A 25,855-nucleotide genomic window follows, 5' to 3' on the forward strand; every position below is an offset into this window, starting at 1 on the left:
GATGCTCGCGATCGTCTCGGACACACACAGCACCGGGGGACACCGGCTCTCGGGAGCGACCCTGACCGCCGTCCGGGAGGCCGAGGCGGTGATCCACGCGGGCGACTTCCATCGCGAGTCGGCGGTTGAGGCGTTCGCGGAGGAGGCCGGAACGCTTCGAGCGGTCCACGGAAACAACGCCGACGCGGCGCTTCGCGATCGGCTTCCGGAGACGCGAACGGTGGAGTACGCGGGCGTCCGGTTCGCGGTCGTCCACACGCTCCGCGGCGGGAGGACCGCACTCCGGCTGTTCGGCCGCGAACGCGACGCCGACGCCGTCGTGTTCGGCCACACCCATCGTCCCACGGTCGAGGAGGCCGGCGGAGTGACGCTCGTGAACCCCGGCAGCCACACACAGCCCCGCGGGAACCGGACCGCACACGCCGAGCTGGAGACGGTGGACGAGGAGGGCGACGAAACCGGACTTCGAGGACGGCTCGTGACACCCGGCGGCGAGACGTTCGAGCGGTTCCGGATCGATCCCTCCGCGGGCGACGAGTGCGAGTGAAAACCGGGGGGATCGACGACACCACGCTCGGCAACGGGGACGCGGTCGACGACGGCAACGCGTTCGGCGCCTACATCGGGTGAGGGGAAAGTGGGTCGCCAGCCGAACGGCGGGTGGGACGTCGACGCCGAAAGGGGGGGAACGTCGGCGCCGAAGGGGGGAACGTCGTTGGGTGAGTGGACGCCGTAATCTGAATCGACGTCGCGTGGGGGTCAGGTATCGTCGACGGTCCGTGGATCGCGGGGGAGGGCCGAAGCGGGTGTCGCATCCGAACGTGGGAGCGCCGGGAGCATATATCCGTGCTTGGCACAAAGAGGCGTTTTAGCGATCGACACAAACGGCCGGGTCGGACGCTCCGCCGTCGCGCCGAAACGCCTAACACCACGCCGGGAATAGCCGCGGTGTATGATCCCGCTGGATCCCGTGTTCATCGGCCTGCTCCTGGCGTTGATCGGGCTCTTTCTGTTCGGCTTCCTGCTCGTCAGGCGCACGCTCTTGAGCCTGCGTGAGGGCTACGAGGACGGCCAGCGGTAAGATGGCCGCCGAAACGGCACTCACGTTCCTCGTCGCCGGGCTGGCGAGCCTGTTCATGGCCTGGGCGATCGGAGCCGGATCGTCGGGGTCGACTCCCTTCGCACCCGCGGTCGGCGCGAACGCGATCTCCGTGATGCGGGCGGGCCTCGTCGTCGGCGTCCTCGGCTTTCTCGGGGCGGTGCTTCAGGGCGCGAACGTCACGGAGGCGGTCGGCACGGAGCTGATAGGCGGCGTCACGCTCACCGCCGGGGCCGCGATCGTCGCGCTCGTGACCGCGGCGGCGCTGGTGGCGATCGGGGTGTTCACGGGATATCCGATCGCGACGGCGTTCACGGTCACGGGCGCGGTCGTCGGCGTCGGCCTCGGCCTCGGGGGCGACCCCGCGTGGGGCAAGTACGCCGAGATAACCACGCTGTGGGTGCTCACGCCGTTCGTCGGGGGCGGCGTCGCCTACGGCGTCGCGCGCGCGCTCCAGAGTCCGAGGCTCCCGGAGCGGGCGTTGACCGCGAGCCTCGCCGGAGTGGTCGGAGCGATCCTCGCGAACGTCGGATTCGCGTTCCTGGGGCCGGCCGACGAGCAGGGATCGATCGCGGGGGACCTCGGCGGACGTCTCCCGGCGGTCGCCGAGTTCGATCCGGGCCTCGGAATCGGACTCGGAGCGATCATCGTGACGTTCGCGTTCGCCGCAGGCGTCGCCGCCGTCGTCCACGCCGACCTCGGACGCGATCGCGAGGGGGGACAGCGACGGTTCCTGCTGGCGCTCGGCGGGCTGGTCGCGTTCTCCGCGGGCGGCTCGCAGGTCGGATTGGCGATCGGCCCCCTGGTGCCGCTGCTCGGGGGGACGTCGGTGCCGCTTTGGGCGGTCCTCGTCGGCGGCGGCGCCGGGCTGCTCGCCGGGTCCTGGACGGGCGCGCCGCGGATGATCAAGGCGCTCGCCCAGGACTACGCGTCGATGGGGCCGCGCCGCTCCATCGCGGCGCTCATCCCCTCGTTCGCGATCGCCCAGACGGCCGTCGCGTTCGGTATCCCGGTCTCGTTCAACGAGATCATCGTGTCCGCGATCATCGGCGCGGGATACGCCGCCGGGGACTCGGGCGTGAGCGGTCGAAAGATGGGGTATACCGTCCTGGCGTGGATCGGATCGCTCGCGGTCGCGTTGGCGCTCGGGTACGGCGCCTACCGGCTGGTCGCGGTCGTTCCGTGAGGGCTCAGGAGGCGTCGGGTTCCGCGGCCTCTTCGGTACCGGACTCGTCGGGCTCCTCGGGGGAATCGTCGGCGCGATACTCGTCGGTGATGGTGACTCGGGCCTTCATGATCCGGGTGTTGTCGACGCGCTCGATTCGGATGTCGATGCCGTCGTAGTCGATCGACTCGCCCTCCTCGACGAGGCGACCGGCGCGGTTGAAGACGAAGCCGGCGAGGGTCTCGAACTCCTGTCCCTCCGGGAGATCGATGCCGAGAATCTCGTTGACCTCGTCGATGTTGACCTCGCCTTGGACCATCGCGACGTCGTCGTCGATGAACTCGACGGGCTCCGGCTCGTCGCCCTCGAGGATGTCGCCGACGATCTCCTCGACCATGTCCTCGAGGGTGATGATGCCCTCCGTGGTCCCGAACTCGTCGATGACGACGACCATCTGGAGGCGGTTGTCCTGCATCTCCTCGAGCAGCTCGTCGGCGTTCTTCGACTCCGGAACGTGCAGCGTCGGCTTGACGACGCGGTCGAGGGAGGGTTCACCCTCCGCGTATCGCAGCTCGCGAACGAGGTCGCGAACGGTCACGACCCCGACGATGTTGTCGAGGTTCCCCTCGTAGATCGGCACGCGCTCGTGGTCCGACTGGACGCAGGTCTCGATCGCCTCCTCCACGCTCGCGGATTTCGGGACGGCGGTGACGTCGAGTCGCGGCGTCATCACCTCCTTGGCGATGGTGTTGTTGAACCGGAAGATCCGGTCGAGCATCTCGCGTTCCTCCTCCTCGATGACGCCCTCGCGCTCGCCGGTCTGGATGATGTTCTGGATCTCCTCGCGGGTGACGTAGGTCGACTCGATCGCCGCGCGACCGCCGGTGAGGCGGTTGACGAGCCGGGTGAGGTGGTCGAAGAGCACGACGAGCGGGAACAGCACCCACTCGGAGTACTTGAGCGGGCGGGCGATCCGAAGCGCCCACGACTCGGTGTGTTCCACCGCGTAGGACTTCGGGGCGCTCTCGCCGAACAGCAACACGATCGCCGTGATGCCGAACGTCGAGATGAGCACCGCGGGCCCGGCGTCGAAGTAGAAGCCGACCAGGGCGGTCGAGATCGACGACATCGCGATGTTGACGATGTTGTTTCCGACGAGGATCGTCACGAGGAGACGGTGGGAGTTCTCCCGCAGGCCCTGGACGGTCTCGGCGGCCGCTACGCCCTCCTCCACCATCGCGTCCACGCGGTGTTTCGCGAGCGAGAACATCGCGATCTCCGAGGAGGAGAAGAACGCGGACAGTCCGAGCAGGACGACGATGGCGACCATCCCGAGGAGCGTCCAGGTCGTCGTGTCGATCGGTGCCGCCTGGAGCAGGGTGATGGCCGAGATACTCGACGATAAGCCCATTCTCATTACACGTGAGAGGGGGAGCCGTTAAATCATTTCGGAGGGTGTTTCGGATCGTTTCGGCCGAAGCGGCCCCCGAACCGGCGAACTACCGCGATCGGAGGCGATCGAATGCGATCAAACACGATCAGAGGCGATCAGAGGAGATCGGAGACGATCAAACGCGATCGGACGCCGAAACGTATCGGTCGGGTGGATCGAGCCCGGTCGGACGCCACGACGTGGCGACACGGTTACACGCGAGGAGGCACAACCCGTCCTCATGGCCGAGGACACAGACATCACCCTGTATCGGCTGCAGGCGTGCCCGTACTGCGAACGGGTCGTCCGGACGCTGAACGATCTCGGACTCGCGTACCGGTCGCGGTTCGTCGAGCCGATGCACTCCGAACGGAACGTGGTAAAGCGGGTCTCCGGCGCCCGGACCGTTCCAGCGATCGTCGACGAACGAACCGGCGTGACGATGTCCGAGAGCGCGAACATCGTCGAGTACCTGCAGAACACCTACGGCGAGGAGGGAGCCTGAGATGGTCGAGTTCGACGTCGTCTCCCTGCCGGAGACGGACCACGTCGAGGCCGGCGAGGCCGCGCCCGATTTCACCCGTCCTCTCGTGAACGACGAGTACTGGGAGGATCGATCGCTCTCGAGCCTGATCGAGGACGGGCCAGTCCTGCTCGTCGCACATCCGATGGACGGCGCGTTCCAGTCGACCTACGTGTACAACGAGATCGACGAGCGAGAGTGGACGGACCGGATCGAGGTCGTCGGACTGAGCATCTCGACGCCGTACGAACACGGGACGTTCCTCGATGAGCGCGGCGTCGACGCCCGGATCTTCTCGGATCCGGCCGGCGAGGTGCTCGCGGACTACGGCATCGAGAACGATCTCGACGGGATGACCGGGGTCGTCGACGCCCGGCCCGCCGTGTTCGTGATCGACGAGGACCGGACGGTTCGATACGCCTGGGTCGGCGACGAGCAGCCCTCGTTCCCGCCGTACGACGAGGTCGAGACGGCGATCGGCGACCTCCTCGGGTGAGCGAATGAGCGGACAGCCGAACCCGAGCGCGGATCCGGCGGTCACGCCGGAGATCGAGGCGGCGATCGACCGGGCGGCCGCGGCGACGGCACGAGGGGAACTCGTCGTCTACCCGACCGAGACCGTCTACGGACTGGGAGCGGACGCGCTCGATCCGGCGGCCGTAGAGCGGGTCTTCGAGACGAAGGGCCGGAACCGATCGAAGCCGCTCTCGCTCGGCGTCGCGAGCGTCGACGCGGCGCTCGCACACACCCAGCCGACCGACATCGAGGAGGCGTGCCTCCGCCGGTTCCTCCCGGGGCCGGTCACCGTGATCGTAGCGCGGGACGAGTCGGTGCCGGACGCGCTCACTGCGGGTCGAGACCGGGTCGGGATCCGGATCCCGGACCATCCGATCGCGCTCGCGCTGCTTTCGGAGACCGGGCCACTCACCGCGACGAGCGCGAACCGGTCGGGAACCGGAAGCGTTCGCCGACTCGAGGACCTCGACGAGGGGATCCGCGATCGGGTCGCGGTCGCCATCGACGGCGGCGAGACCGACGGGGTCGAAAGCACCGTCGTCGAACCGGCGACGGGCACCGTCCACCGCCGCGGCGCGAACGCCGACGCGGTCGAGGCGTGGCTCGAGTCCGAGCGGTAGGCCCGGAGGACGGCGTGTTCACAGCCCGAGCCGCGATCGAAGCGATCGGGTCTTCGTTCCGCATTTCTCGTGGTACTCACAGGGCGGACAGCGGGCGTCGTTTACCCTCGGCGGCGGACCGTCGATCCCGCGGGCGGCGCGAAGCGCCCGTCGATACGTCGCCAGCCGCCGCACCGTGAGACGCACCTCCCGAACGACGCCGACGGCGGGATACTCGACGAGCGCACGCGGGATCTCCCGTTCGCGTTCCCATGCGAGCGCCTTCGCGACGGCCACGGCTCGAACCGCCTGCGGTTCCCAGACGCCGGTCTCCGGCGGCGTCCCGGGCGAGACGATCGTCGGGATCGGCGGTGGATCCGGGGACGAACCGTCCGAATCGGGACCGTCGATGACCTTGTGTGCTATGCCGTGGCACGTCCGACCGACGAGCAGGACGCGCTCGTCGGCCGGGTTCACGAGGGAACGCCAGGGGACGTCGAATCGATCCACGAGTCCGCCGTCGCGAAGGGACCGAAGTCGCCGCCGATAACGGGCCGGCGGCGGATCGATCGGTCGATCCGAGAGGTCGCGATCGGAGAGGTCGAGCAGTTCGGGGTATCGAAAGGCGAGGTCGATCCGGGCCCGCTGGGAGTCGGGGATCGTTCGATCGTCGACCCGTCGGGCGTAGTAGAGCTGGCGCGGGCAGTAGGCCGCGCGAGTCAAGTCGCCGAACGAGACCGAACCGGACGGGAGAGGCGAGTCCCGTCCGGGCGAGGCGGTTCCGACCTCGGTGGCGTCCGCTGGTGTTGCGTCCGTTGCTGTAGCGTCCGCTTTTGTAGCGTCCGTTCCTGTGGCGTCCAACTCGAGCGTATCGGCGTCTGACACGGGGTGTCTGTGCCGCGATCCGGTATAAACGACCGGGGTGGACGCTCGAGGAGGTGGAGAGGGGTGAACGACCGGAGCCGGCGATCAAAACGAGACGTCGGTCTCGATGTCCTCGGCGGCCTCCCGGAGGCCGTCCTCGCGCGCGTCGGTGGCGTGTGTCTCCTCGAGTTCGACGTCGGTGAGGAGTTCGCGAAACTCGTCGCGGAACCGGTGGTTCGCGCGCGTCGACTCGACGTCCGCCTCGGCGACACGGCGGCATCGGGCGGCGGTCTCGGCGTCGATCCCCAGCTCCTCGGCCAGCTCCGCCGTGGTGGCGCCGGCGAGGACGAGCCGCGTTACGGCCTCGAACTCGACCGGGAACTCGCGGTCGTCGTCGCGAACGAGGTGGAGATCCATCCGGGCGCGAAAGACGTCCTCCGAAGAGATCTCGGGAGCGGCGTCGAGTTCCGCGTTCGGGTCCTCGGCCGCCGACGCGAGGTCGGCGGCGATCGCGGCGTCGTCGCTCCCGGCGTCGTCGCTCTCACCGCTCCCGTCGTTCCCGTCGCCGTCTCCCTCGAAGTGGGCGCGGACGACGCGTTCGTAGGCCGAGTCGGGGAGGTCGCTCGAGAAGGCGTACCGCTCGCGCATCGTCGCGATCAGCTCCTGGACCCGCCGTGTGACCGTCGCGTCGTCGCGATCGGTCAACGACCCCCGGCCGGACTCCTGGCTCTCCGTGACGGTTTCGGCGCCCGTGGCGTCGACGAAGATGTCCCGAAGCTCGGCCGTCTTCTCGTCCATGGTGGCGATCCAACGGCTCGCGCGAGTAAAAGCGTGTCCCCGTCCGGCGGAGACGGCGTTCGAACGCCCCGGATCCCCTCCGGAACGTCGATCGCGGCGAGCGCGTGAATTGATATTACTCGAGGAGCCTTGGAAGCATATATAACCGGGAGTCCCCGAACGACTCTCGAGACCAACGATGCCCAAGGTGAGCGTGGACATTCCCGAGGAGCTGTTGAACGATCTCGATCGACACGTCGGCGACGACGGCAAGTTCGTGAACCGAAGCGACGCGGTCCGCGCGTCGATCCGCAAGACGCTCGACCGGCTCGACGAGATCGACGAACGACACGGGCGGCTGGACGAGGACGAACGGGGAGACGGAACGCCCGACGCGAACGGAACGGACGACGGGGGCGAGGATGTCTAGCCCGGGCGCTGTGGCGTCCGAGGACCCGACCGGCCGCCGGGCGATCGGACGGGTGAGCCTGCTCGCGCTGTTCGTGACCGCGCTGGTGACCGCCCAGCTGACGGCGGCGAAGCTCCTCGCGATCCCGCTTCCGGTCGCGGTCCCGCGGGTCGGTCCGGAGATCCTGCTGCCGGGGGCGGCGCTCGCGTACGCGCTCACGTTCTTCGCCTCGGACTGCTACGCCGAGCTGTACGGGCGGCGCGCGGCGCAGGTGATGGTCAACGTCGCGTTCGCGATGAACTTCGTCGTGTTGGCGCTCGTCTGGTCGACGATCGCGGCGCCCGCACAGAACCCGGAGTTCGCGGCGACCTTCGAGTCGGCGCTCGCGCCGGCGACCAACATCGTGGCCGGGAGTCTGCTCGCGTACCTCGTGAGCCAGAACTGGGACGTGCTCGTCTTCCACGCGCTCCGCGATCGGACCGACGGGGCCCACCTGTGGCTGCGAAACCTCGCGTCGACCGCGACGAGCCAGGCGATCGACACGGTCATCTTCGTCGGCGTCGCCTTCGTGGTGGCGCCGACCTACTTCGGCATCGGGGACGCGCTGCCGACGGCCATCGTCGTCTCGTTGATCCTCGGCCAGTACCTCCTCAAGCTGCTGATCGCGGTGGCGGACACGCCGTTCGTCTACCTCGTGGTCGCCGCCGTGCGGCGATAGGGCCGGACCACGTGAGGGGACGGATCGGTGGCCGCCGGGAAGCCAAACGCCCAAGCCGATGCCCGGCCAAGCGGGGACATGGCGACGCCTCGTCTCGTCTACGACGACGACTGCGGGTTCTGCAAGTGGTGTGTCCGGATCGCGGTCCGCCACGGCGAGTTCGAACCCGTCGGGTTCGGCGAACTCTCGCCCGACCAGCGGGCGCGGCTGCCCGGGAACTACGAGTCGTGCATGCACCTGTTGACCGACGAGGCGGTCTACTCCTGCGGCGAGGCTCTCGAGCGCGTCGTAGCCCGTTTCGGCCCCGGATGGCGAGCGGCCGTCAACGTCGCACGCCGGGTTCCGGGGTGGTCGACGCTTCGGGAGCGGGGCTACCGGTTCGTCGCCGATCGGCGGTCGATCTGGGGACGGATCCGGTCGTGTGAGACGGTGTAGCGACGGCCGATCAACGCGACGCTCCCCTGTCCGGTATCGATAAGCCCGTGTGGACGAACCGACGGACATGAGCTCGGATCTCGACGTCGACCTCCGGTCCGACACGGTGACGACGCCCTCGACGGCGATGCGCGAGGCGGCCGCGGTCGCCGACGTCGGCGACGACGTCTACCGCGACGACCCGACGGTGAACGAACTCGAGTCCCGCGCGGCGGAGATGGTCGGCATGGAGGCCGCCCTCTACGTTCCCTCGGGCACGATGGGCAACCAGATCGCGGTCCACACGCACGCGGAACCCGGCGACGAGCTGCTGGTGGAGCGCGAGTCGCACATTTACCGGTGGGAGCTCGGCGGCGCCGCGAGCCTCTCGGGCGTCCAGACGCGCCCGATCGACGCCGGCGATCGGGGCGTGCCGACGCCCGACCAGGTTCGCGAGGGGATCGTCGAACGCGACCTGCACCGTCCCGGCACGGGATTGTGCGCCCTCGAGAACACGCACAACTACCGCGGCGGGGCCGCGATCGGGAAATCGGCGATCGACGCGGCCGCGACGGCCGCCCACGACCACGCCGTTCCGGTACACGTCGACGGAGCTCGGATATTCAACGCGGCGGTTGCGCTGGACGTCGACGCGTCCGACCTGCTCGAGCGCGTCGACAGCGTGATGTTCTGTCTCTCGAAGGGACTCGGCGCGCCCGTCGGGTCGATGCTCGCGGGGCCGGCGGCGTTCATCGAGGAGGCGCGGCGGGTCCGCAAGCTGTTCGGCGGCGGGATGCGCCAGGCCGGGATGATCGCGGCCCCCGGCCTCTGCGCGCTCGAGAACGTCGACCGGCTCGCCGACGACCACGCCAACGCCGCCCGGCTTGCCGAGGGGCTCGAGGAGCTACCGGGCCTCTCGACGTCGGATCCCGACACGAACATCGTCGTGGTCGACGTCGAGGGGGCCGGACGCACGGCCGCGGAGTTCGCGAGCGCCTGTGCGGACGCCGGCGTGGGATGCGTCGAGTTCGGCCGGCGGACGGTCCGGTTCACCACCCACCTCGACGTGGACCGCGGGGACGTCGAGACGGCGCTCGAACGGATCGAGGGGATCGTTGGATAAGGGCAGCTAGTCCGCGGCGGTCGCGCCCGCCGTCCCGTCCGCGTCATCGGCGGCGACGGGATCGAGCGTGTCCGAGACCTCGAGCGCCTCGAGGAGCAGCTCCGCGACGTCGACGATCTCCAGGTCGTCCTCGAAGCCCCCGGTCTTTCGCCCGTCCTCGAACATCGTCGTACACATCGGACAGGCGACGACGAACTTCTCGACGGCGGCGCCCGCGTCCGTGTCCTCGGTCGCCTCCCGGAGGCGCTCCTCGCTCGGCTTCGTCTCCTCGTCGTGTTCCGTCCAGAGGCCGCCACCGCCGCCGCCACAGCAGAACGAGTCCGCACGCGAGCGCGGCATCTCGTGGAGGTCGGCGCCGGTCGCCCGGATCAGCTCTCGAGGCGCCTCGTACTCGTCGTTGTACCGCCCGAGGTGACAGGGATCGTGGTAGGTCACGGTGTAGTCGAGTTCGTCGCCGGAGAGTCCGAGGCGATCGTCCGCAACGAGTTCCTCGACCACCTGCGTCCAGTGTTTCACGTCGATCTCGCCGTCGGCGTTCCACGGCTCCTCCCGGTCGAAGGGCATCATCGGATCGTCGGCGAACTCGGCGAAGTCGAGCTCGGGGTACTCGTTTTTCATCGTGTTGTACGAGTGGGGGTCCGTACAGACGATCGTCTCGAACTCGCAGTCAGCGAACGTCTCGACGTGGTGGCCCGCCAGCTCCAGGTAGAGGAACTCCTCGCCGAGCCGCCGGACGTCGTTGCCGTCGTACCGCTCGTCGTCGAAGAGGATGCCGAACTCGACGTCGGCGGCCTCGAACAGCCTGGCGAGCGCGCGAGCGACCTTCCGGTTGCGGTCGTCGTAGCTCGGATAGTCGCCGACGTACCAGAGGAACTCCACCTCGCGCTCGCGCGCGTCGGCGACGTCGAACGGGAGGTCCTCGGTCCACTCGCCGCGGGCGTCCGCCGGCTCGCCGAAGGTGTTGCCAGTCCGCATCGCGTCCTCGAGGACACCCTGCAGGTTCGGGTCGACCGCCCCCTCGTCGACCAGCTGACGGTTGAGCCGGGTGAACGTCGAGAGGTGGTCGATCTCGACGGGACAGGCGTCCATGCAGGCCAGACAGGCCATACACGACTCCATCGACTCGGCGTCGATCACGCCGCCCTCCTCGGCGACGATCGGGACCGTCCCGTCGTCGCCGTCGCCGTCCGCGGACGCCGGGGCGTCGCCGTTCGCTCCCGGGACGGCGTTCGCGGGGCGGCCGATCACGGGATCGTCCTCGCGGGACTCGCGGTACGCCTTCAGATCGAGGATGACGTCGCGGGGGTCGAGGTTTCGCCCGGAGGCCTTCGCGGGACACGCCGAGGAGCACCGCCCGCACTTGGTGCAGGCGTCCTGGTCGAGCAGCTCCTTCCAGGTGAAGTCCTCGAGGGACTCGGCGTTCGTGTGATCGAGGTCCGCCGGGACGTTCGGCAGGCGCGCGCCGGCGTCCTCGTCCCTGACCACGACGTTCGCGAACGACGAGAGCATGTGGAACGGCTTGGCGTAGGGGATCCACGCGACGAACGCGAGCGCGAGCAGGGCGTGGTGCCACCAGACGAGGGGATAGATCGCGGCCGCCCCGGCGGGCGTGAGCCCGAGTTCCAGAAGGCCGGTCGCCATCGCCATCCCCACGAAACTGACCGACTCGCCGGCGCGGGCGGGCTGGCCGACGATGGCGACGGCCTCCGCGATGAACCCCCCGACGCCGAGCAGAAGGAGGCTCCAGACGAACGCGTCGTCCTCGAGCGAGGTGTGTTTCCCCCACAGCCGGTCGGATCGCGTCGCGTAGCGCCGCCAGAGGGCCATCGAGATCCCGACGACGAACAGCAGGCCGAAGGCGTCGACGGCGAACTGGTAGACGAGGTAGAAGCCGCCGACCCAAAAGGAGTCGCCCGTGATGGGCCCGTAGACGTCCATGTCGACGAAGAGGATCGTCGTCGCCATGAGGAGGACGAGAAAGCCCCACATGACGAAGGTGTGCATGAGTCCGGCGTAGAGGTCGCAGTCGAACTGCCCCTCGTTGCTCGCCACGATCCGGGTCGCGGCCAGGGTTCGCTCGGGGAGCGAGGAGAGCCGGTCGATCGGATCGGATCGGCCCGCGGCGTACCGCGCGAACCGCGCGTAGACGCCGTAGAGGAGGACAGCGATCGCGGCGGCGGCGAGGACGTAGAAGACCGCCTTGCCGGTCGGGGAGATCGTCCAGAACGTCTCCCGGGTGGCCTGCAGTGGCAGCATGGATGAAGGTCCGCGGTTCGTCGGTTAAATCTTGCCACCGCAGAGAGATCGATCGTCCCGTCGACGTCGTCCACGAGGGAGCACGCTCAAACCCACGGGAGAAGGGCCGATAGAACGAGTCCCGCCGCCAGAAGCGTCGCCAGCGCGTCGAGACGACCGAACTTGGCGGGCGGGAGCGTCGGGTTCCAGGCGAGACACCGGGCGTTCAACGCGAGCGCGAGCCGGTCGGCGCGATCGAAGGCCCGGTTCAGTCCGGCGACGGCCACGATCCGCATCCGCTCGGGGAGGGAGCGGGCGTCGCCACACCGCGAGTGGAGGGCGTTCCGGGCGCTCGCGAGCTCACGGCGAAGAAGCGGGAGGAACCGGAAGACGAGCGAGATCCCGATCCCGAGGGATCGCCCCGCACGTCCCGGGACAAGACGCTGGATCGCGGCCCGCGACTCGCGAACTGGCGTCGACCGGACGTAGGCGCCGGCGACGAGCAGGACGATCGCCACCCGGTAGCTCGCGAGCCCGGTCGAGAGGGCGCGTTCGAGTCGAAACCACGGCGTGCCGAGGGTCGCCCCCGCGACGATCGGAGCGACGAGCAACACGGGCGCCGCCCATCGGAATCCCCACGCCATCTCGTGAACGGTACCGCCGGCGGCCCACACGCAGCCGACCGCGAGGATCGTGAGGACCGCGAGCCCACGCGGCGTCGTGTGGGCGTACGCCGCCGCGGCGAAGCCGACCTGCACGAGGAGTTTGACGCGGGCGTCGAGCCGGTGGGCCGGCGACTCCCCCGGAACGTACGCGACGGTCACGACGCCCCGTCCAAGTCCGGGCCCGGGTCCGGCGCCGATGGCTCCGGTGTCGACGTATCTGCGATCGAGCCACCACTCGCGTCTTCGTCCCGGTCCCCGTTCCCGACCCCGGCCGACCTCGGCCAACCCGAGGGCACCCGCACGTCGAACCGCGAGAGCGCCTCCGCCGCCCCCTCGGGCGGATCGTCCGCGACGAGTCGACCGTCGGAGAGGACGAGGACGCGATCGACGAGCGGTTCGAGGTCGCGAAGGTCGTGGGTGACGATCACGAGGCTCGTCCCGTTCCGCCGGAGTTCCGCGAGGCGGGAGCGCACGGATCGGCGGGAGGGCTCGTCGAGCCCCGAGAACGGCTCGTCGAGGACGAGGTGGGACGGCTCCATCGCGAGCGCGCCGGCGATCGCGACCCGCGCGCGCTCGCCGCCCGAGAGCGCGTCGACGCGGTCCTCGCGTCGACCGTCGAGTCCGACGGCCGAGAGCGCACGATCGACGCGCCGGTCGATCTCCGCGCGATCACGTCCGAGGTTCTCGGGGCCGAACGCGACGTCGGCGCCGATCGTGGCGGCGACGATCTGGTCGCGCGGGTGTTGAAACACCATCCCGACGGCGCGGCGGGCCGCGGCGAGATCGGCTTGAACCGCCGTTCCGTCGACGCGAACCTCCCCGGAATCGGGCGAGACGAGCCCGTTGAACGTTCGGACGAGGCTGGTCTTTCCCGAGCCGTTCGCGCCGGCGATCACGACGGACTCGCCGTCGGCGATGTCGAGGGAGACGTCGTCGACGGCGGGGACGCCGTCGTAGTCGACCCGGACGGAATCGACCTCGATCACGGCGTCGGGTCCTCCTGGGCCGAAAAGGCCAGCTGCGTCCTCATCGCGCCGCGATCGCCTCCGATCGGACGACGCCGACGGCGGCGGCGATCTTCGCGGCCTCGGCCGGAATGAAGAACAGCGCCCCCTGGAGGAACGCCTCGACCGGCCCGAGCCCGAGGACCAACATCAGGCCGACCACGCCGAACGCGTAGATCACGACCGTGCCGGCGACCATGGCGCCGACCAGGGTGGAAAGGCCGACGGTATCGAGATCTCGGAGCTCGGAACCCCGGTGAACGAGAAGTCCGACGAGGCCGGCGGCGACGGGGTAGGACAGGAGGTACCCGCCGGTCGCGCCGACGAGGTGTCCGAACCCGGCGCCGCCGCCCTGGAAGATCGGCGCGCCGACCGCGCCGGCGGCCAGGTAGATCACGAGCGCCGCGGGCCCCCAGACCGGACCGAGCAGGATGCCGGCGAGGAAGACGCCGAGCACCTGCAGGGTGACCGGGGCGGGCGAGAGCGGGAAGGGGAACGATACGTAGGCGAACGCGCCGACCAGAGCCGCGATCAGCGCGCAGCGGGCGAGATTCCGCGTCGTCTCGTCGCCGACGAGGTCGACCGATTCGGTCCGTGTGGACATGTCCGTGGCGTTCTCGTAAACCTACTTTAGAGTGTTGGTTTACGACGTGATCGGGGATCGACGATCGTCGATCTGGACTGGTCGGGAGGTCGGCTCGCCTTCGTGGCGTCCATGGGATGTGGCCGCACGGCGACCGGCAAACGACGTTTTTAACCGGGGGCGTACGGTAGTGGCGACAACTCGCTGGTCGGACGTCCAGCGGGCACCCGCCGCCCGGCCTCGCCGGGGACGGGACGAAATGTGGTTCCGCGGCGGTTCGCCGCCGGGACTGAATCGAAAACGTCCGTGGACACACCATGGCACGAAGCTTCTACTCGCACATCAAGGAGGCCTGGCGGTCCCCGGAGGAGGGGAAACTCGCCGAGCTACAGTGGCAGCGCAAACAGGAGTGGCGCGAACAGGGCGCCATCGAGCGCGTCGAGCGACCGACCCGCCTGGACAAGGCCCGCGAACTCGGCTACAAGGCCAAACAGGGGATCGTCGTCGCCCGCGTGAGCGTCCGCAAGGGCGGCTCTCGGAAGCAGCGGTTCACGGCCGGCCGCCGCTCGAAGCGACAGGGCGTCAACCGCCTCTCGCGGCGCAAGTCGATCCAGCGGATCGCGGAGGAGCGCGCCTCCCGCAAGTACCGCAACCTGCGCGTGCTCAACTCCTACTGGGTCGGCGAGGACGGGTCCCAGAAGTGGCACGAGGTGATCCTCGTGGATCCGGCCCATCCCGCCATCGAGAACGACGACGACCTGAACTGGATCTGCGCCGACGAGCACCGCGGGCGCGCCTTCCGCGGTCTCACCTCCGCCGGCAGCAAGGGCCGTGGTCAGAGAACCCGCGGCAAGGGTACCGAACACACCCGGCCGTCGATCGGCGGCGACCGGCGCCGCGGCAAGTAGACTTCGAACGCGGTCAGCTTCGATCGATCGGTTCTCTTTGCGAACGCGGTTCTCCATCACGTAGCCCCCGCAGCCTTATGGCCGTCACCGGCGAAGACGACCCATGAGCCTCTCGTTGGATTCCACGCAGCTGGATCGCTACTCCAGACACATCATCCTCGAGGAGGTCGGCCCCGAGGGGCAAAAACGGCTGCTCGAGGGCGAGGCCCTCGTGCTCGGGGCCGGCGGGCTCGGCGCGCCTGTCATCCAGTACCTCGCGGCGGCGGGCGTCGGGAAATTGACGATCGTCGACGACGACGTGGTGGAGCGGTCGAACCTCCAGCGGCAGATCGTCCACACGGACGCGGACGTCGGCGAGCCGAAGGCCGAATCCGCGAGGCGGTACGTGGAGGCGCTCAACCCCGACGTCGAGGTGACGACCCGCCGAACGCGTCTCGACGTCGACAACGCCCGCGATCTGTTTTCGGGCCACGACGTGATCGTCGACTGCACGGACAACTTCCGGACGCGGTACATCGTCAACGACGCCGCCAGACTCGAGTCGATCCCGGTTGCCCACGGCGCGATCTACAAGTTCGAGGGACAGGCGACGACGCTCGTGCCCGAGGGACCTTGCTACCGGTGTCTCTTCCCCGAGGCGCCCGAGCCGGGAACCGTCCCCGACTGCGCAACGACCGGAGTGCTCGGGGTGCTTCCGGGCACGCTCGGGTGCATCCAGGCGACGGAGGCGGCGAAGCTCCTGCTCGAGACGGGTGAACCACTCGTCGGCCGGATGTTGTTCTACGACGCGATGGACATGACCTTCGAGACGGTCGAGTACGCGCGAAACCCCGAGTGTCCGGTCTGCGGGGAGGACCCGATCGAGACGATCGAGGGCATCGACTACTCGGGGGGCTGTGCGATCGAGGCCGACTAGCGGTCCGAGACGCACGAGCAGCCCGCGGTCGTCTCGCTCGCGATGGCCCGCGGTCGTCTCGCCCGCAACGATCCGTGGTCGTCTCGCTCGCGATGGCCCGCGGTTCCGGACGCGAATCGAACCGATTTAGAGGGCTCCCGACGAGGCTACGGTAATGCTCACGCTCGGAACGGCGAGCGCGCCCCCGGGACGGATGGACACGGGGCGACTCGAGGTCGGCGAGGCGCGGGACGGATCGCCCGTCCGGTTGCCCGTCGCCGTCATCAACGGCGCGGCGGACGGGAAGACGCTCTACGTGCAGGCGGTGAGCGACGGCGACGAGCTCAACGGCCTCGGCGTCGTGAACCGGGTGGTTCCGCGGATCGATCCGAGCGAACTCTCGGGGGCGGTCCTCGTCGTGGGGATCGTCAACCACTACGCCTTCCAGATCGCCGAACACCGAAACCCGATCGACGACACGAAGATGAATCGGGCGTACCCCGGCGACGCCGAGGGGACCGCAACCGAACGCATCGCCCACGCGACCTACGAGGCCGCCACCCGGGCGGACCTGATCCTCGACCTCCATCAGGGCTCGACGAGCCGGATGATCGACGAGGTCCGGGTGCGCTGTGGGCCGCGCCACCGGATCCACGGGGACTGTCTGCGTCTCGCGAAGGTCTTCGGGTGCGGCTACGTCCTCGACCAGAAGGGGCCGGACGGCCAGCTCGCTCGGGTCGCGCCCAACGACGGGATCCCGACGATCGACCCGGAGCTCGGCGGCTGTATCGGGTGGGACGAGGAGTCGATCCGCAAGGGCGTCGAGGGCGTCTTCAACGTCCTCGGCCACTACGGCTTCCTCGATCGGGAGCCCGAGATCAACGAACAGACGCGTGCGCGCGGCTTCGAACAGTACGGCTCGCCGGCCGGCGGGCTCGTCCGGTTCAAACAGGAGCTCGGCGGACGCGTCGACGCCGGCGACCCGCTCTTCGAGGTGACGGACGTCTTCGGGAAACGCAAAGCGCGCGTGACGGCCGACAGCGACGGGATATTCTGGCGGTCGCGGCGACTGCCGCAGGTCGCCGCCGGCGAGTACGTCTGTTCGATCGGAACGAACGTGGACCAGTACTGATGTCCCCGCCCGACGACGCCGACGGGTCGACCCCGGAATCCATCGAATCCCTCGTCTGTCCGGACTGCGGCGCAACGTTTCTCGACCGCTGGCGCTGCAGTTGCGGGTCCCCCCTGGAGTTCGACGCGAATCCCCACCCAACGTCGCCGTCACCCCCGGATCCGGGCGGGTTCGACGTGCGAGCAGGTATGTGGGCCTTCGAGGAGTTCCTCCCGATCGGCGGGGATCCGGACGATCGCGTGACCTTCGGCGCCGGCCCGACGCCGATCGTCGACGCCGACCGGGCTGGAGACGAAAGCGAGGAGACCGAGGAGGCCGACGAGCCCTGGAACTGCCGGTTCAAGCTCGAATACGTCCTCCCCACGGGCTCGTTCAAGGACCGAGGGGCGACCACGATACTCACCCGTGCGCGGGAGCTCGGCGTCGAGCGCCTGTGTGAGGACTCCTCGGGGAACGCGGGAACGGCCGTGGCGACCTACGCCGCCCGCGCCGGGATCGACGCCGAGATCTACCTCCCGGCGTCGTCCGCGGCGTCGACGATCCGGGCGATCGAGCGGGTCGGCGCTGACGCCGTGCCCATCGAGGGAAAACGGCGGGCGGCGACCGACGCGTGTCTCGAGGCGGTCGAATCGGGGTCGGCCTGGTACGCGAGCCACGCGTGGAATCCCGCGTTTCACGCCGGAACGGCGAGCTTCGCCTACGAAGTCGCGTTGCAGTCGGGTTGGGAGGTCCCCGACGCGGTGGTGGTGCCGGCGGGACACGGCACGCTGTTGCTCGGCGCCCATCGCGGGTTCGATCGGCTCCGCGAGGCCGGCTGGATCGACCGGACGCCGCGGCTGCTGGCCGCACAGGCGGCCGGAAACGCACCGGTGGTCCGCGAGTTACACGACGCGGACGCCGCGAACCGGGGCGGGGACAACGACGCCGCGAAGGGGATTCGGATCGAAAACCCGCCGCGGATCGACGGAATGATCGAGGCGATCCGGGAGACGGGCGGCGACGCGATCGCGGTCACGGAGTCCGACACCCGAGCGGCGCTCGGACGGCTCCGGCGGGAGGGGTTCGACGTGGAGGCGACCTCGGCGGTCGCGCCCGCGGCCCTCGAAGCGTATCGCGAGCGGGGGATCCTCGATCCGGACGAGGACGTGGTCGTGCCGCTGACCGGACGGGCGTAGCGAGGGACGGGCCACGCCGTGTCGACGCGGATCATCGCCGCGTAGACGCGGATCACCGCTCCGGATGGATCGACGCGTCGAACCCGCCGCGAACGAGGGGCTTCGCGACGTGGCGGCGCGCGCACGGGGGAACCTCGTACCAGCCGGGCTTCAGATCGCGATCGATCCGCCGCCGATCGCGTTCGTCAGCGTGGGTACCGCAGTCGCGACACCGATACCCCTGGTCGCGTCCCGCGGAGGCCATCGACCGGCCGCAGGACGGACACGTCGGGTTGACCCGCTCGGTCCGGACCGGGTCGCGGAGGGCGAACTTCTCGAGTTTGATCGTCCGGTCGGGACCGTCCGTCGATCGGGCAAGACCGTTCGTCGATCGGCCGGATTCGTCCGACGGGCGGTCGGAATCGCTCGGCGCTTCCCGTCCGCGCTCGCGCCGGGAGACCTCCCCGCAGACCGTGAGGCGATCGCCGACCCGGAGGTTCCGAACCCGGTCGCGAAAGCGCTTCGTGGGCTCGAAGGCGGCGGCGAGAAGCCGCTCGTCCGCGGGGGGCGAGGTGACGGATTCGAGGAGCGATGGGTCGAACTCGGGGGAGTCCGGACGGAGCCGGTCGGCGAGCCGGGGAGAGGTCACCTCGAGGAAGACGTGGCCGCCGCGCCGGGTCTCCGGCGGGGAACACACCACGCAGTCGACACGGTAGCCCGCGCCGTCGCGAAGCGACCCGATCGACCCCGACGCGAGGTGGGCGTCGGTCCCCTGGTTCGTCAGGAAGGTCGCCGAGCGGTCCACCGGCTCGGAGTCGATCCGGTCCGCCACCGCGCGGCACGCCTCGGGGTCGTCGCCCCGGATCCCGTAGAGGATCGGGCCGGGCGCGTTCGGGACGCAGACGGCCGTCCCGGCGTCGCGATCGGCGGTGTCCCAGACGGTCGGATACGCGGAGTCGGCCGCCTCGAGAACGGAGTCGACGTCGACCGACCTCGGCGTGCCACACCGGTCGAACTCGCGATAGGCGATGTGCTCGTGGGTCCACTCCTCGAAAGCGGCGAACGCGCCGACCGCCGCGAGCGCGCCGATCCGCCCGCGCCCCTCGGTATCACACCCCTCGGCGGCGAACCCGGCGTGGAACATTCCATGCGAGTCGATCAAAGAGAGGGCGTCGTCGAGGTCGTGACGCCGTCGGAGTGCGTCCTCGGCGAACTCGGCAACCGCGGGGGGGATCCCGCGTCGCTCGTCCGCGGATCGGCCCTCCTCCGAGGGGCCGATCGTGCCGGCGTCCGCGACCGCGACGTCGGCGACGACGACCCCGGGCGAGGTCCGCGGGTCATCGCCGATCGACCGTGCGTCGATCTCCTCGCGGGCCAGCGCGAAGGCGTCGGCGGCGGGCATGTCGGTGTGAAGCGCGAGGGCCGCGTTGCCCCGGGTCTTGTGTTCGATTGCGGGATTGAGACGGATCAGGAGCCGTCGCTCGACGGTTCCACCGTGCTCGCGGATCCGTTCCGCGAGCCGGGTCGCGAGGTAGGTCGTACACATCCCGAGCGAACGGGAGTCGGTGTCGTCGACGCCGACGATGGTCACGTGGCCCGGTTCGTCTTCGGAGAATAAGCCGGTTTCGCGGCGGCGACCGGAGCGTCACGTCGAGTCCGCATCGTCAGGATCGCTCGAATCGACCGGATCGCCCAGATCTGCCGGATCGTCGGAGCCGTTCGAGTCGTCACCCCACGCCCGATCGAGCGGGTCCTCGAGTTGTCCCATCACGGCCTCCAGCGCGTCCGTCGCGGTGATCAGTCCGATCGCCTCGTCGTCGCGGAAGACGAGCGCGAGCTCCTGTCGGTTCTCCTGAAACCGGTCGAAGGCCTCGCTGAGGCTCGTCCCGGCCGGGATCGTCATCGGCGGGGCCGCGATGTCCGCGAACGACACGGAGCCGTCCTGGAGGTCGTCCACGTGGTTCAAGATCGCGGGGGCGTACACGACGCCGCGCAGGTCGGAGGGGTCCTCGCCGATCAGCGGGAATCTGGAGTGGGGCGTCCGTCGGATGCGCTCGAAGTTCTCCTCGATCGAGGCGGCCGTCGAGATCGCGACGACGTCCTCGACGTCGACCATCACCTCCTCGACGAGCCGCTCGTCCACGTCGAGCGCGTTGAGCACCTCCTCGCGCCGTTCCGAGGGGAGATCGCCCTCGTCGAGAAGCGACCCGAGGCGGTTGCGGAGGTCCGCGCGCGACTCGATGACGTCGGTCTCCGTCTCGAGCCACGCGCCGGTCATCTCGACGCCGAACAACCGCAGGGTCGCCTTGGCCACCGAATCGCCGATCCGCATCACGGGCGAGATGAGCCACGCGAACCAGTAGAGCGGACGCGCCCCGTACCGACACACGAACTTCGAGCGCTCGACGCCGAGGTAGGTCGGCGTCTGTTCGCCGTGGGTGAGGTGCAGGAGGTTGATGATCCCGAACGCGATGAGGCCGCCGGCGCCGATCGACGCGAACACGCCGCCGGCGAAGAACGGCTCGAAGAGCGCGGCGAGGGCGGGCTCCGCGACGATACCGACCGCGATGCTCGAGGCGGTGATCCCGACCTGACAGCTCGTGAGATAGATCTCGAGATCCTGGGTCATCTCCCACGCTCGGCGGAGAGCGGGGGTGTCGAACTCCGATTCCGGATATTGCCGAACGCGCGTCAACGCGAACTCGATCGCGACGAAGAACCCGTTCGCGAGGATGAGGAGGATCCCGGCGAACAGCCGGATGCCGATCTCGGTCGGTGTCATTCGACTCGCCGTATTTGCGCCACATGGTTAATTGTGATGCGGACTCGTCGTCCCCGAGTCGTCCGCGACTCCGACGAACGGCGGTCGAGTCCACACTGCGGGTGATCGATGTCCAACACCGCGGGCGGTCGAGTCCACACTACGGGCGGTCGACGTCCACGCCGCGGGCGGCCGAAATCAACGCCGTGGAAAGGCGACGTCCCCGCCGCGGATCGAAACCGCGGGATAGCGACGCGTCGAACCGGGCATTCCGGCACAACGTATTTACGTACCGAATGGGTATTTTCGTCCATGTCACGGGCAGCGCTGGTCGAGAACCTCACGGCGATGTTGGAGGACGCGGAGTTCCTCGTCAGCGATCGCTGTGCGGTTCGACCCAAGAGCTTCGACCTGGCGGCCCGCCGCGGCGAGGACCTGCTGCTTTTGAAGATCCTGGCCAACATCGACGCGCTCGACGCCGAAACCGGCGCGGAGCTGCGCCGGCTCGGCGAGTACCTGGAGGCGACGCCGATGCTCATCGGGCTGCGGACTCGCGACGAGGACCTCAAGCCCGGCGTCGTCTACTTCCGGCACGGCGTGCCGGTGGTGAACCCGGATACCGCCTACGACCTCTTCGTCGAGGAGGTCCCGCCGCTCATCTATGCGGCCCCCGGCGGGCTCTACGTCAGCCTCGACGGCGACCTGCTGGCCGACGAGCGCGAGGAGCGCGGCTGGTCGCTCGGCCGGCTGGCCACGGAACTGGGCGTCTCGCGACGCACGGTCTCGAAGTACGAGGACGGGATGAACGCCTCCGTCGAGGTCGCGATCCAGCTCGAGGAGATCTTCGAGCAACCGTTCTCCGATCCCGTCCGGGTACTCGAGGGAGCTGACGACGTTCGCGAGGCGGATCCGACGCCGTCGGCGCCGGACGCCGACCCCGACGACGAACACGTCCTCCACGTGCTCACCGCCGCCGGGTTCACGGTTCACCCGACCGCCCGGGCGCCCTTCAAGGCGGTCTCGGAGGACGACGGCCCCGAGATGCGGGTGCTCACCGGGCACTCGACGTTCACGGAGGCGGCCGAAAAGCGTGCACGGATCATGTCCTCGATCGGCACGGTCGCCCAAACGCGCTCCGTCTACTTCACGGAGAACAGGCGCAAGCGCGAGCAGGTCGACGGCACGGGGCTCGTCTCCTGTGAGGAGCTCGCGGAGATGGACGACCCCGATGCGATCCGCGAGCTGATCGAGGAGCGCGCGGAGAAGCCGGCCGAGGCGTGAGCCTCGAACCGCATCCGAGTGCGTTTCCTACTCGAGCACGTGTCTCACCCGAGCGCGCCCTTCACCCGAGCACGTACCGGAGCCGCGGGTAGCGCTCGACGAGCGGCTCGCCGTCGACCTCGTAGCGCTCGATGAACCGGTCGGCGCCGTAGTACCGGCCCGCCCCGTACGCCGCGACCGTGAGGAAGGCGAGCGCGTAGACGAGCTCCGAGGTGACGAAGCCCGTGAGGACGTCGTAGGCGCCGGCCATGTCCCAGTTGCCGAAGTAGAACGCCAGCGACTGGATCGCGCCGAAGAACGCCGCCAGGCGGACGAGCCCGCCGACGATCAGTCCGGTCCCGATCAGGACCTGGCCGACGGGGACGGCGACGTCGACCGTGGCGATGACGGCCGGGCTCGCGGCCATCGCGCCGTAGACCCCGCTCAGGGGGCTCGCCGGGTCGACGTTCGCGAGGTACCCCTGGGCGGTGAAGCCCTCGAGGAGCTTCCCGAGGCCGGCCGTGATGAAGATCCAACCCATCGCGAGCCGGAGCCCCACGGCGAACCACTCGGGTTTCGGTCCCACGTCGTCGAGTTTCGGCACGCGGTAGCCGCGTGCATCCTGTGTGGACATGTTTTTTTGCCTCCTTACGGATGAAAATACGGCGGAATCGGACTTATATACGGAGAACGGTTCCCATCAAGTGAGAACTATCCGTATAGAGTGATCGTTCGTGGTTTGTATTCGGCTCGGAGAGCGAGGAACACACGCTCGATCGACGACTCGAGTGGTCGAGGCCGGCCGGGTTCGTCCGAGGACGTCGATCGATCGAGCCTCGAGGACGTCGAGCGGGTGATCCTCGAGGACGTCGAACGGATGATCCGACGACGATCAGGCCGCCTCGCCGTAGGTCTCCTCGAGGTAGGCGACGATGTCGTCGCTTTCCGACATGCCCTCGACGCCGTGGTCCTCGTCGACGAGGACGGGCACGCCGGTCTGGCCGCTGACCGCCTCGACCTCCTCGCGTTCGGCGTGCGAGCGCGGGACCATCCGCGATTCGTACTCGAGATCGAGGTCCGCGAGCTTCTGTTTGACCTTCGCACAGTACGGACAGCCCTCGAGTTCGTACAGAACGATGTTCGACATCGACGAGGTGTACGTGCGCCGATCGGTTAACGGTCGTGGTACGTCGGGGAACGCCGACGCGGGGTCGAGACGAGAGCCTACAGAATCACGCCGCTCGTCTGAAGGACGTAGTAGGCGGCCACCAACGCGGCGAGTAGGTACTGTCCGAGCGAGACGTCCGTGGGTTCGCCGACCGCGAGTTTGATGATCGGGTACGCGACGATGCCGGCCGCCAGACCGTCCGCGATCGAGTAGGCGAACGGCATCACGGTGACGGTGAGGCCCGCCGAGACGGCCCACGCGGGGTCGTCCCAGTCGACCTCCGTGAGCCCTTGCAGCATCATCACGCCGACGACGACGAGCGCGATGAAGGAGGCGTATCCGGGGATCGCCGCCACGACCGGGATCAACACGAGGGACGCGAGGAAGCCGAGCGCGACGACGAGCGCGGTGAGGCCGGTCCGGCCGCCCTCCTCGACGCCCGTCGAGGACTCGATGTAGGTCGTCACCGTCGAGGTGCCGAGCATGGCGCCCACCGTCGTCCCGACCGCGTCGGCCATCAGCGGCTTCTCCATCTCGGGCAGGTCGCCGTCCTCGTCGAGGAAGTCGCCGTACTGTGAGACCCCGATCAGCGTTCCGGCGGTGTCGAAGAAGTCGACGAAGAAGAAGGTGAACACGACCAATACGAACGTGAACGGCTCGATGTCGGCGAGCCCGTCGAGGAACGCGCCGGCGAGCGGCGTGATGTCGTATTGGGCGGACGGAAGGGACTCCGGCGTGACGACGCCCCGTTCGAAGACGCCGCCGAGCGTCAGCCCCCAGCCGACGATCGACGTCGCCAGGATGCCGAGGACGACCGATCCGGTGACGCCGCGGGCCCACAGGGAGAAGGTGAGGACGAGCCCGAACACGCCGAGGATCGCCCACGGATTCCCGAAGACGCCGCCGAGGGTGACGAGCGTCGCCTCGTCGGGAACGACGACCTGCAGCTCCTGGAGTCCGATGAAGAGCAGGAACAGGCCGATACCGGCGCCGACCGCGCGTTTCACCGGCTCCGGAAAGAGCTGGATCACGTACTTACGCGCGCCGACGGCCGTGAGAAGCATGAACAGAACGCCCTCGGCGAAGACGGCGGCGAGGGCCGTCTGCCACGGGATCCCCAGCCCGAGAACCACCGAGAAGGCGAAGAAGGCGTTGAGCCCCATTCCGGGAGCGAGTCCGAACGGACGGTTGGCGTAGAAGGCCATCACCAGCGTCGCGGCCGCCGAGGAGAGGACGGTCGCGATCGCGATCATCTGGACGACCTCGAAGAACTCGTATCCGGGTATCTCGATCGCCTCCGCCAGGATGAACGGGTTGACGACGATGATGTACGACATCGCGAGGAAGGTGGTTATCCCCGCGATCACTTCCGTCCGGACGTCGGACCCGCGTGCCGCGACGTCGAATCGATCGGCGAGCGTGTCTGTGAAACCCATTGAATGGTTGTGCATCTCTCACGATCGACCTATAAGCGTTACTGAAGGCGTTGATCACGGCCGCACAATACTGGGAGGAATGTACCGCCCGACCGGAACCATTCGAACCGCCCGACCGGAATCGATCCGAAGCGTCCGACGGGAACCGACTCGACGCGACCGGCGACCTACTCGAAGCGTTCCAGCGCGCCGACCGGCGCGTCGGTGAGTTCGCGGGCGCGCTCGAGCCCCTCGCCGCCGACGGCGATGAGGGTGAACACGCCGGTGACGTCGGCGTCGGCCTGCAAGGCGATGTCCAAGAGGAGCTCCTGGGTCTCCCCGGACCGAATGAGGTCGTCGACGATCAGGACGGTGTCGCCGGCGCCGATGGAGCTCGCGGGCAGGTAGTAGGTCAACTCGATCCCCGAAGCGAGCCGCTGTCTGGACTCGATGAACTCCTCGACCGCGGTCTCCTTCGACTTCTTCGCGTACGCGAGGTCGGCGTCGAAGAAGGACGCCATCGCGGCTCCCAGGGTGATCCCGTCCGTCGCCGCGGTCAACACGACGTCCGGGGCGTCGAAGGCGAACGACTCCGCGGCCACCGGCGCGACGAGGTCGAGGAACGACTGGTCGAAGACGACCCGGGAGTTGTCGACGTAGCCCTCCTCGTCGATCTCGGTCCGTGCGCGCAGCTCGTCGGCGAGCGCCTCCCGACCGATCCCCTCGACGATCTCGCGTGCACGGTCGGCGCCGGGGAGCACGTGGCCGTTGACGTAGCGGTTGAGATCGCCCGCGGGCAGGGTGGTGAGATCCGATAGCTCGTCGTAGGTCCGCGTCCGTTTCAACATGCGGAGGACGGCGACCGCCTGCAGCTGGAGGGCGGCCTTCTCTGCGCGGTTCATATCGACGTTCGAGATTGCGTATGTATGAATATATCGATGTGTGTATCGGGTGAATAGATCCACAGTCGTGGTCATCACGGGATCGACGCGGCGGACCGGAGCGCGCTCGGGGACAGCCCGACACGCGCCCGATC

General features: G+C 68.9%; 28 protein-coding genes. 15 read left to right on the forward strand and 13 right to left on the reverse strand.

Going from position 1 to position 25,855, the window contains the following annotated elements; genetic code table 11:
• The first annotated feature begins 1 nt into the window (after position 1).
• The 3 genes from ACFQE9_RS06545 (at position 2) to ACFQE9_RS06555 (ending at position 2,285) form a co-directional block, all read left to right on the forward strand.
• Positions 2–547 (forward strand): metallophosphoesterase, encoded by a 546-nt coding sequence (locus ACFQE9_RS06545; RefSeq protein ID WP_379742117.1) that lies wholly within the window; start codon positions 2–4, stop codon positions 545–547.
• A 405-nt stretch (positions 548–952) separates the two neighbouring features.
• Positions 953–1,081: a DUF7859 family protein gene (locus tag ACFQE9_RS06550; RefSeq protein WP_379742120.1), complete on the forward strand. Its 129-nt coding sequence runs from the start codon at positions 953–955 to the stop codon at positions 1,079–1,081.
• 1 nt (position 1,082) lies between these two features.
• Positions 1,083–2,285, forward strand: coding sequence for an inorganic phosphate transporter (locus ACFQE9_RS06555; RefSeq protein WP_379742123.1), 1,203 nt, complete (start codon positions 1,083–1,085; stop codon positions 2,283–2,285).
• Between the two features lie 4 nt (positions 2,286–2,289).
• Here the strand turns inward: ACFQE9_RS06555 and ACFQE9_RS06560 are convergent, their stop codons facing one another.
• Entirely contained in the window at positions 2,290–3,675 is a 1,386-nt protein-coding gene (locus ACFQE9_RS06560; protein WP_379742126.1) for a hemolysin family protein, read from the reverse strand.
• Positions 3,676–3,937: 262 nt separating this feature from the next.
• Here ACFQE9_RS06560 and ACFQE9_RS06565 point away from each other — a divergent pair, with 262 nt between their 5' ends.
• Genes ACFQE9_RS06565 through ACFQE9_RS06575 form a run of 3 tightly spaced genes read left to right on the forward strand, consistent with a single transcriptional unit; the run spans position 3,938 to position 5,355 of the window.
• Positions 3,938–4,201: a glutaredoxin family protein gene (locus ACFQE9_RS06565; RefSeq protein ID WP_379742129.1), complete on the forward strand. Its 264-nt coding sequence runs from the start codon at positions 3,938–3,940 to the stop codon at positions 4,199–4,201.
• A 1-nt stretch (position 4,202) separates the two neighbouring features.
• Positions 4,203–4,715 carry a redoxin domain-containing protein gene (locus ACFQE9_RS06570; protein ID WP_379742132.1) on the forward strand — a complete coding sequence of 171 codons (513 nt, stop codon included), beginning with the start codon at positions 4,203–4,205 and terminating at the stop codon, positions 4,713–4,715.
• Positions 4,716–4,719: 4 nt separating this feature from the next.
• Complete coding sequence (locus ACFQE9_RS06575; protein WP_379742135.1) at positions 4,720–5,355, forward strand: L-threonylcarbamoyladenylate synthase; 636 nt, start codon at positions 4,720–4,722, stop codon at positions 5,353–5,355.
• An 18-nt stretch (positions 5,356–5,373) separates the two neighbouring features.
• Here the strand turns inward: ACFQE9_RS06575 and ACFQE9_RS06580 are convergent, their stop codons facing one another.
• Entirely contained in the window at positions 5,374–6,057 is a 684-nt protein-coding gene (locus ACFQE9_RS06580) for a CRISPR-associated protein Cas4 (RefSeq protein ID WP_379743050.1), read from the reverse strand.
• Positions 6,058–6,303: 246 nt separating this feature from the next.
• Complete coding sequence (locus ACFQE9_RS06585; RefSeq protein WP_379742138.1) at positions 6,304–6,996, reverse strand: hypothetical protein; 693 nt, start codon at positions 6,994–6,996, stop codon at positions 6,304–6,306.
• Between the two features lie 178 nt (positions 6,997–7,174).
• Between ACFQE9_RS06585 and ACFQE9_RS06590 the strand changes: the two genes are divergently transcribed.
• The 4 genes from ACFQE9_RS06590 (at position 7,175) to ACFQE9_RS06605 (ending at position 9,639) form a co-directional block, all read left to right on the forward strand.
• Complete coding sequence (locus tag ACFQE9_RS06590) at positions 7,175–7,405, forward strand: ribbon-helix-helix domain-containing protein (protein WP_379742141.1); 231 nt, start codon at positions 7,175–7,177, stop codon at positions 7,403–7,405.
• Positions 7,398–8,102: a queuosine precursor transporter gene (locus ACFQE9_RS06595; RefSeq protein ID WP_379742144.1), complete on the forward strand. Its 705-nt coding sequence runs from the start codon at positions 7,398–7,400 to the stop codon at positions 8,100–8,102. The genes ACFQE9_RS06590 and ACFQE9_RS06595 overlap by 8 nt, the downstream gene beginning before the upstream one ends.
• Positions 8,103–8,180: 78 nt before the next feature.
• Entirely contained in the window at positions 8,181–8,537 is a 357-nt protein-coding gene (locus ACFQE9_RS06600; protein WP_379742147.1) for a thiol-disulfide oxidoreductase DCC family protein, read from the forward strand.
• A gap of 67 nt (positions 8,538–8,604) precedes the next feature.
• Complete coding sequence (locus tag ACFQE9_RS06605; protein WP_379742150.1) at positions 8,605–9,639, forward strand: threonine aldolase family protein; 1,035 nt, start codon at positions 8,605–8,607, stop codon at positions 9,637–9,639.
• A 6-nt stretch (positions 9,640–9,645) separates the two neighbouring features.
• Here the strand turns inward: ACFQE9_RS06605 and ACFQE9_RS06610 are convergent, their stop codons facing one another.
• From ACFQE9_RS06610 to ACFQE9_RS06625, 4 genes are all read right to left on the reverse strand, one after another.
• Positions 9,646–11,895: a (Fe-S)-binding protein gene (locus ACFQE9_RS06610; protein WP_379742153.1), complete on the reverse strand. Its 2,250-nt coding sequence runs from the start codon at positions 11,893–11,895 to the stop codon at positions 9,646–9,648.
• A gap of 86 nt (positions 11,896–11,981) precedes the next feature.
• Positions 11,982–12,698 (reverse strand): energy-coupling factor transporter transmembrane component T family protein, encoded by a 717-nt coding sequence (locus ACFQE9_RS06615; protein ID WP_379742156.1) that lies wholly within the window; start codon positions 12,696–12,698, stop codon positions 11,982–11,984.
• The gene (locus ACFQE9_RS06620) at positions 12,695–13,525 is read right to left on the reverse strand and encodes an energy-coupling factor ABC transporter ATP-binding protein (RefSeq protein WP_379742159.1); all 831 of its coding nucleotides are present in this window, start codon (positions 13,523–13,525) and stop codon (positions 12,695–12,697) included. Before ACFQE9_RS06620 ends, ACFQE9_RS06615 begins: the two co-directional genes overlap by 4 nt.
• A gap of 40 nt (positions 13,526–13,565) precedes the next feature.
• Positions 13,566–14,147 carry a biotin transporter BioY gene (locus ACFQE9_RS06625; protein ID WP_379742162.1) on the reverse strand — a complete coding sequence of 194 codons (582 nt, stop codon included), beginning with the start codon at positions 14,145–14,147 and terminating at the stop codon, positions 13,566–13,568.
• Positions 14,148–14,443: 296 nt separating this feature from the next.
• Between ACFQE9_RS06625 and ACFQE9_RS06630 the strand changes: the two genes are divergently transcribed.
• From ACFQE9_RS06630 to ACFQE9_RS06645, 4 genes are all read left to right on the forward strand, one after another.
• Complete coding sequence (locus ACFQE9_RS06630) at positions 14,444–15,034, forward strand: 50S ribosomal protein L15e (RefSeq protein ID WP_379742165.1); 591 nt, start codon at positions 14,444–14,446, stop codon at positions 15,032–15,034.
• A 103-nt stretch (positions 15,035–15,137) separates the two neighbouring features.
• Positions 15,138–15,950, forward strand: a complete 813-nt coding sequence (ubaA, locus tag ACFQE9_RS06635; protein ID WP_379742168.1) for an SAMP-activating enzyme E1 — start codon at positions 15,138–15,140, stop codon at positions 15,948–15,950.
• Positions 15,951–16,104: 154 nt separating this feature from the next.
• Positions 16,105–17,061 (forward strand): succinylglutamate desuccinylase/aspartoacylase family protein, encoded by a 957-nt coding sequence (locus ACFQE9_RS06640; RefSeq protein WP_379742171.1) that lies wholly within the window; start codon positions 16,105–16,107, stop codon positions 17,059–17,061.
• A complete protein-coding gene (locus ACFQE9_RS06645) occupies positions 17,061–18,236 on the forward strand; it encodes a threonine synthase (RefSeq protein WP_379742174.1) in 1,176 nt (391 codons plus the stop codon). Before ACFQE9_RS06640 ends, ACFQE9_RS06645 begins: the two co-directional genes overlap by 1 nt.
• A gap of 52 nt (positions 18,237–18,288) precedes the next feature.
• Here ACFQE9_RS06645 and ACFQE9_RS06650 read toward each other — a convergent pair whose 3' ends face one another.
• Positions 18,289–19,806, reverse strand: coding sequence for a TiaS agmantine-binding domain-containing protein (locus ACFQE9_RS06650; protein WP_379742177.1), 1,518 nt, complete (start codon positions 19,804–19,806; stop codon positions 18,289–18,291).
• Between the two features lie 54 nt (positions 19,807–19,860).
• On the reverse strand, positions 19,861–20,997 hold the full coding sequence (locus ACFQE9_RS06655) for a CNNM domain-containing protein (RefSeq protein ID WP_379742180.1): 1,137 nt from the start codon (positions 20,995–20,997) through the stop codon (positions 19,861–19,863).
• Positions 20,998–21,288: 291 nt separating this feature from the next.
• Between ACFQE9_RS06655 and ACFQE9_RS06660 the strand changes: the two genes are divergently transcribed.
• On the forward strand, positions 21,289–22,257 hold the full coding sequence (locus tag ACFQE9_RS06660) for a transcriptional regulator (protein ID WP_379742183.1): 969 nt from the start codon (positions 21,289–21,291) through the stop codon (positions 22,255–22,257).
• Between the two features lie 61 nt (positions 22,258–22,318).
• Here ACFQE9_RS06660 and ACFQE9_RS06665 read toward each other — a convergent pair whose 3' ends face one another.
• The 4 genes from ACFQE9_RS06665 to ACFQE9_RS06680 form a co-directional block, all read right to left on the reverse strand.
• A complete protein-coding gene (locus ACFQE9_RS06665) occupies positions 22,319–22,870 on the reverse strand; it encodes a DoxX family protein (RefSeq protein ID WP_379742186.1) in 552 nt (183 codons plus the stop codon).
• Positions 22,871–23,128: 258 nt separating this feature from the next.
• Complete coding sequence (locus ACFQE9_RS06670; protein WP_379742189.1) at positions 23,129–23,383, reverse strand: glutathione S-transferase N-terminal domain-containing protein; 255 nt, start codon at positions 23,381–23,383, stop codon at positions 23,129–23,131.
• A 77-nt stretch (positions 23,384–23,460) separates the two neighbouring features.
• Positions 23,461–24,840 carry an NCS2 family permease gene (locus ACFQE9_RS06675; protein ID WP_379742192.1) on the reverse strand — a complete coding sequence of 460 codons (1,380 nt, stop codon included), beginning with the start codon at positions 24,838–24,840 and terminating at the stop codon, positions 23,461–23,463.
• Positions 24,841–25,007: 167 nt separating this feature from the next.
• Positions 25,008–25,721, reverse strand: a complete 714-nt coding sequence (locus ACFQE9_RS06680) for a phosphoribosyltransferase family protein (protein ID WP_379742195.1) — start codon at positions 25,719–25,721, stop codon at positions 25,008–25,010.
• Between the last annotated feature and the right edge of the window lie 134 nt (positions 25,722–25,855).

The sequence above is a fragment of the Halopenitus salinus genome (assembly GCF_042662125.1).
Taxonomy (GTDB): Archaea; Halobacteriota; Halobacteria; order Halobacteriales; family Haloferacaceae; genus Halopenitus; species Halopenitus salinus.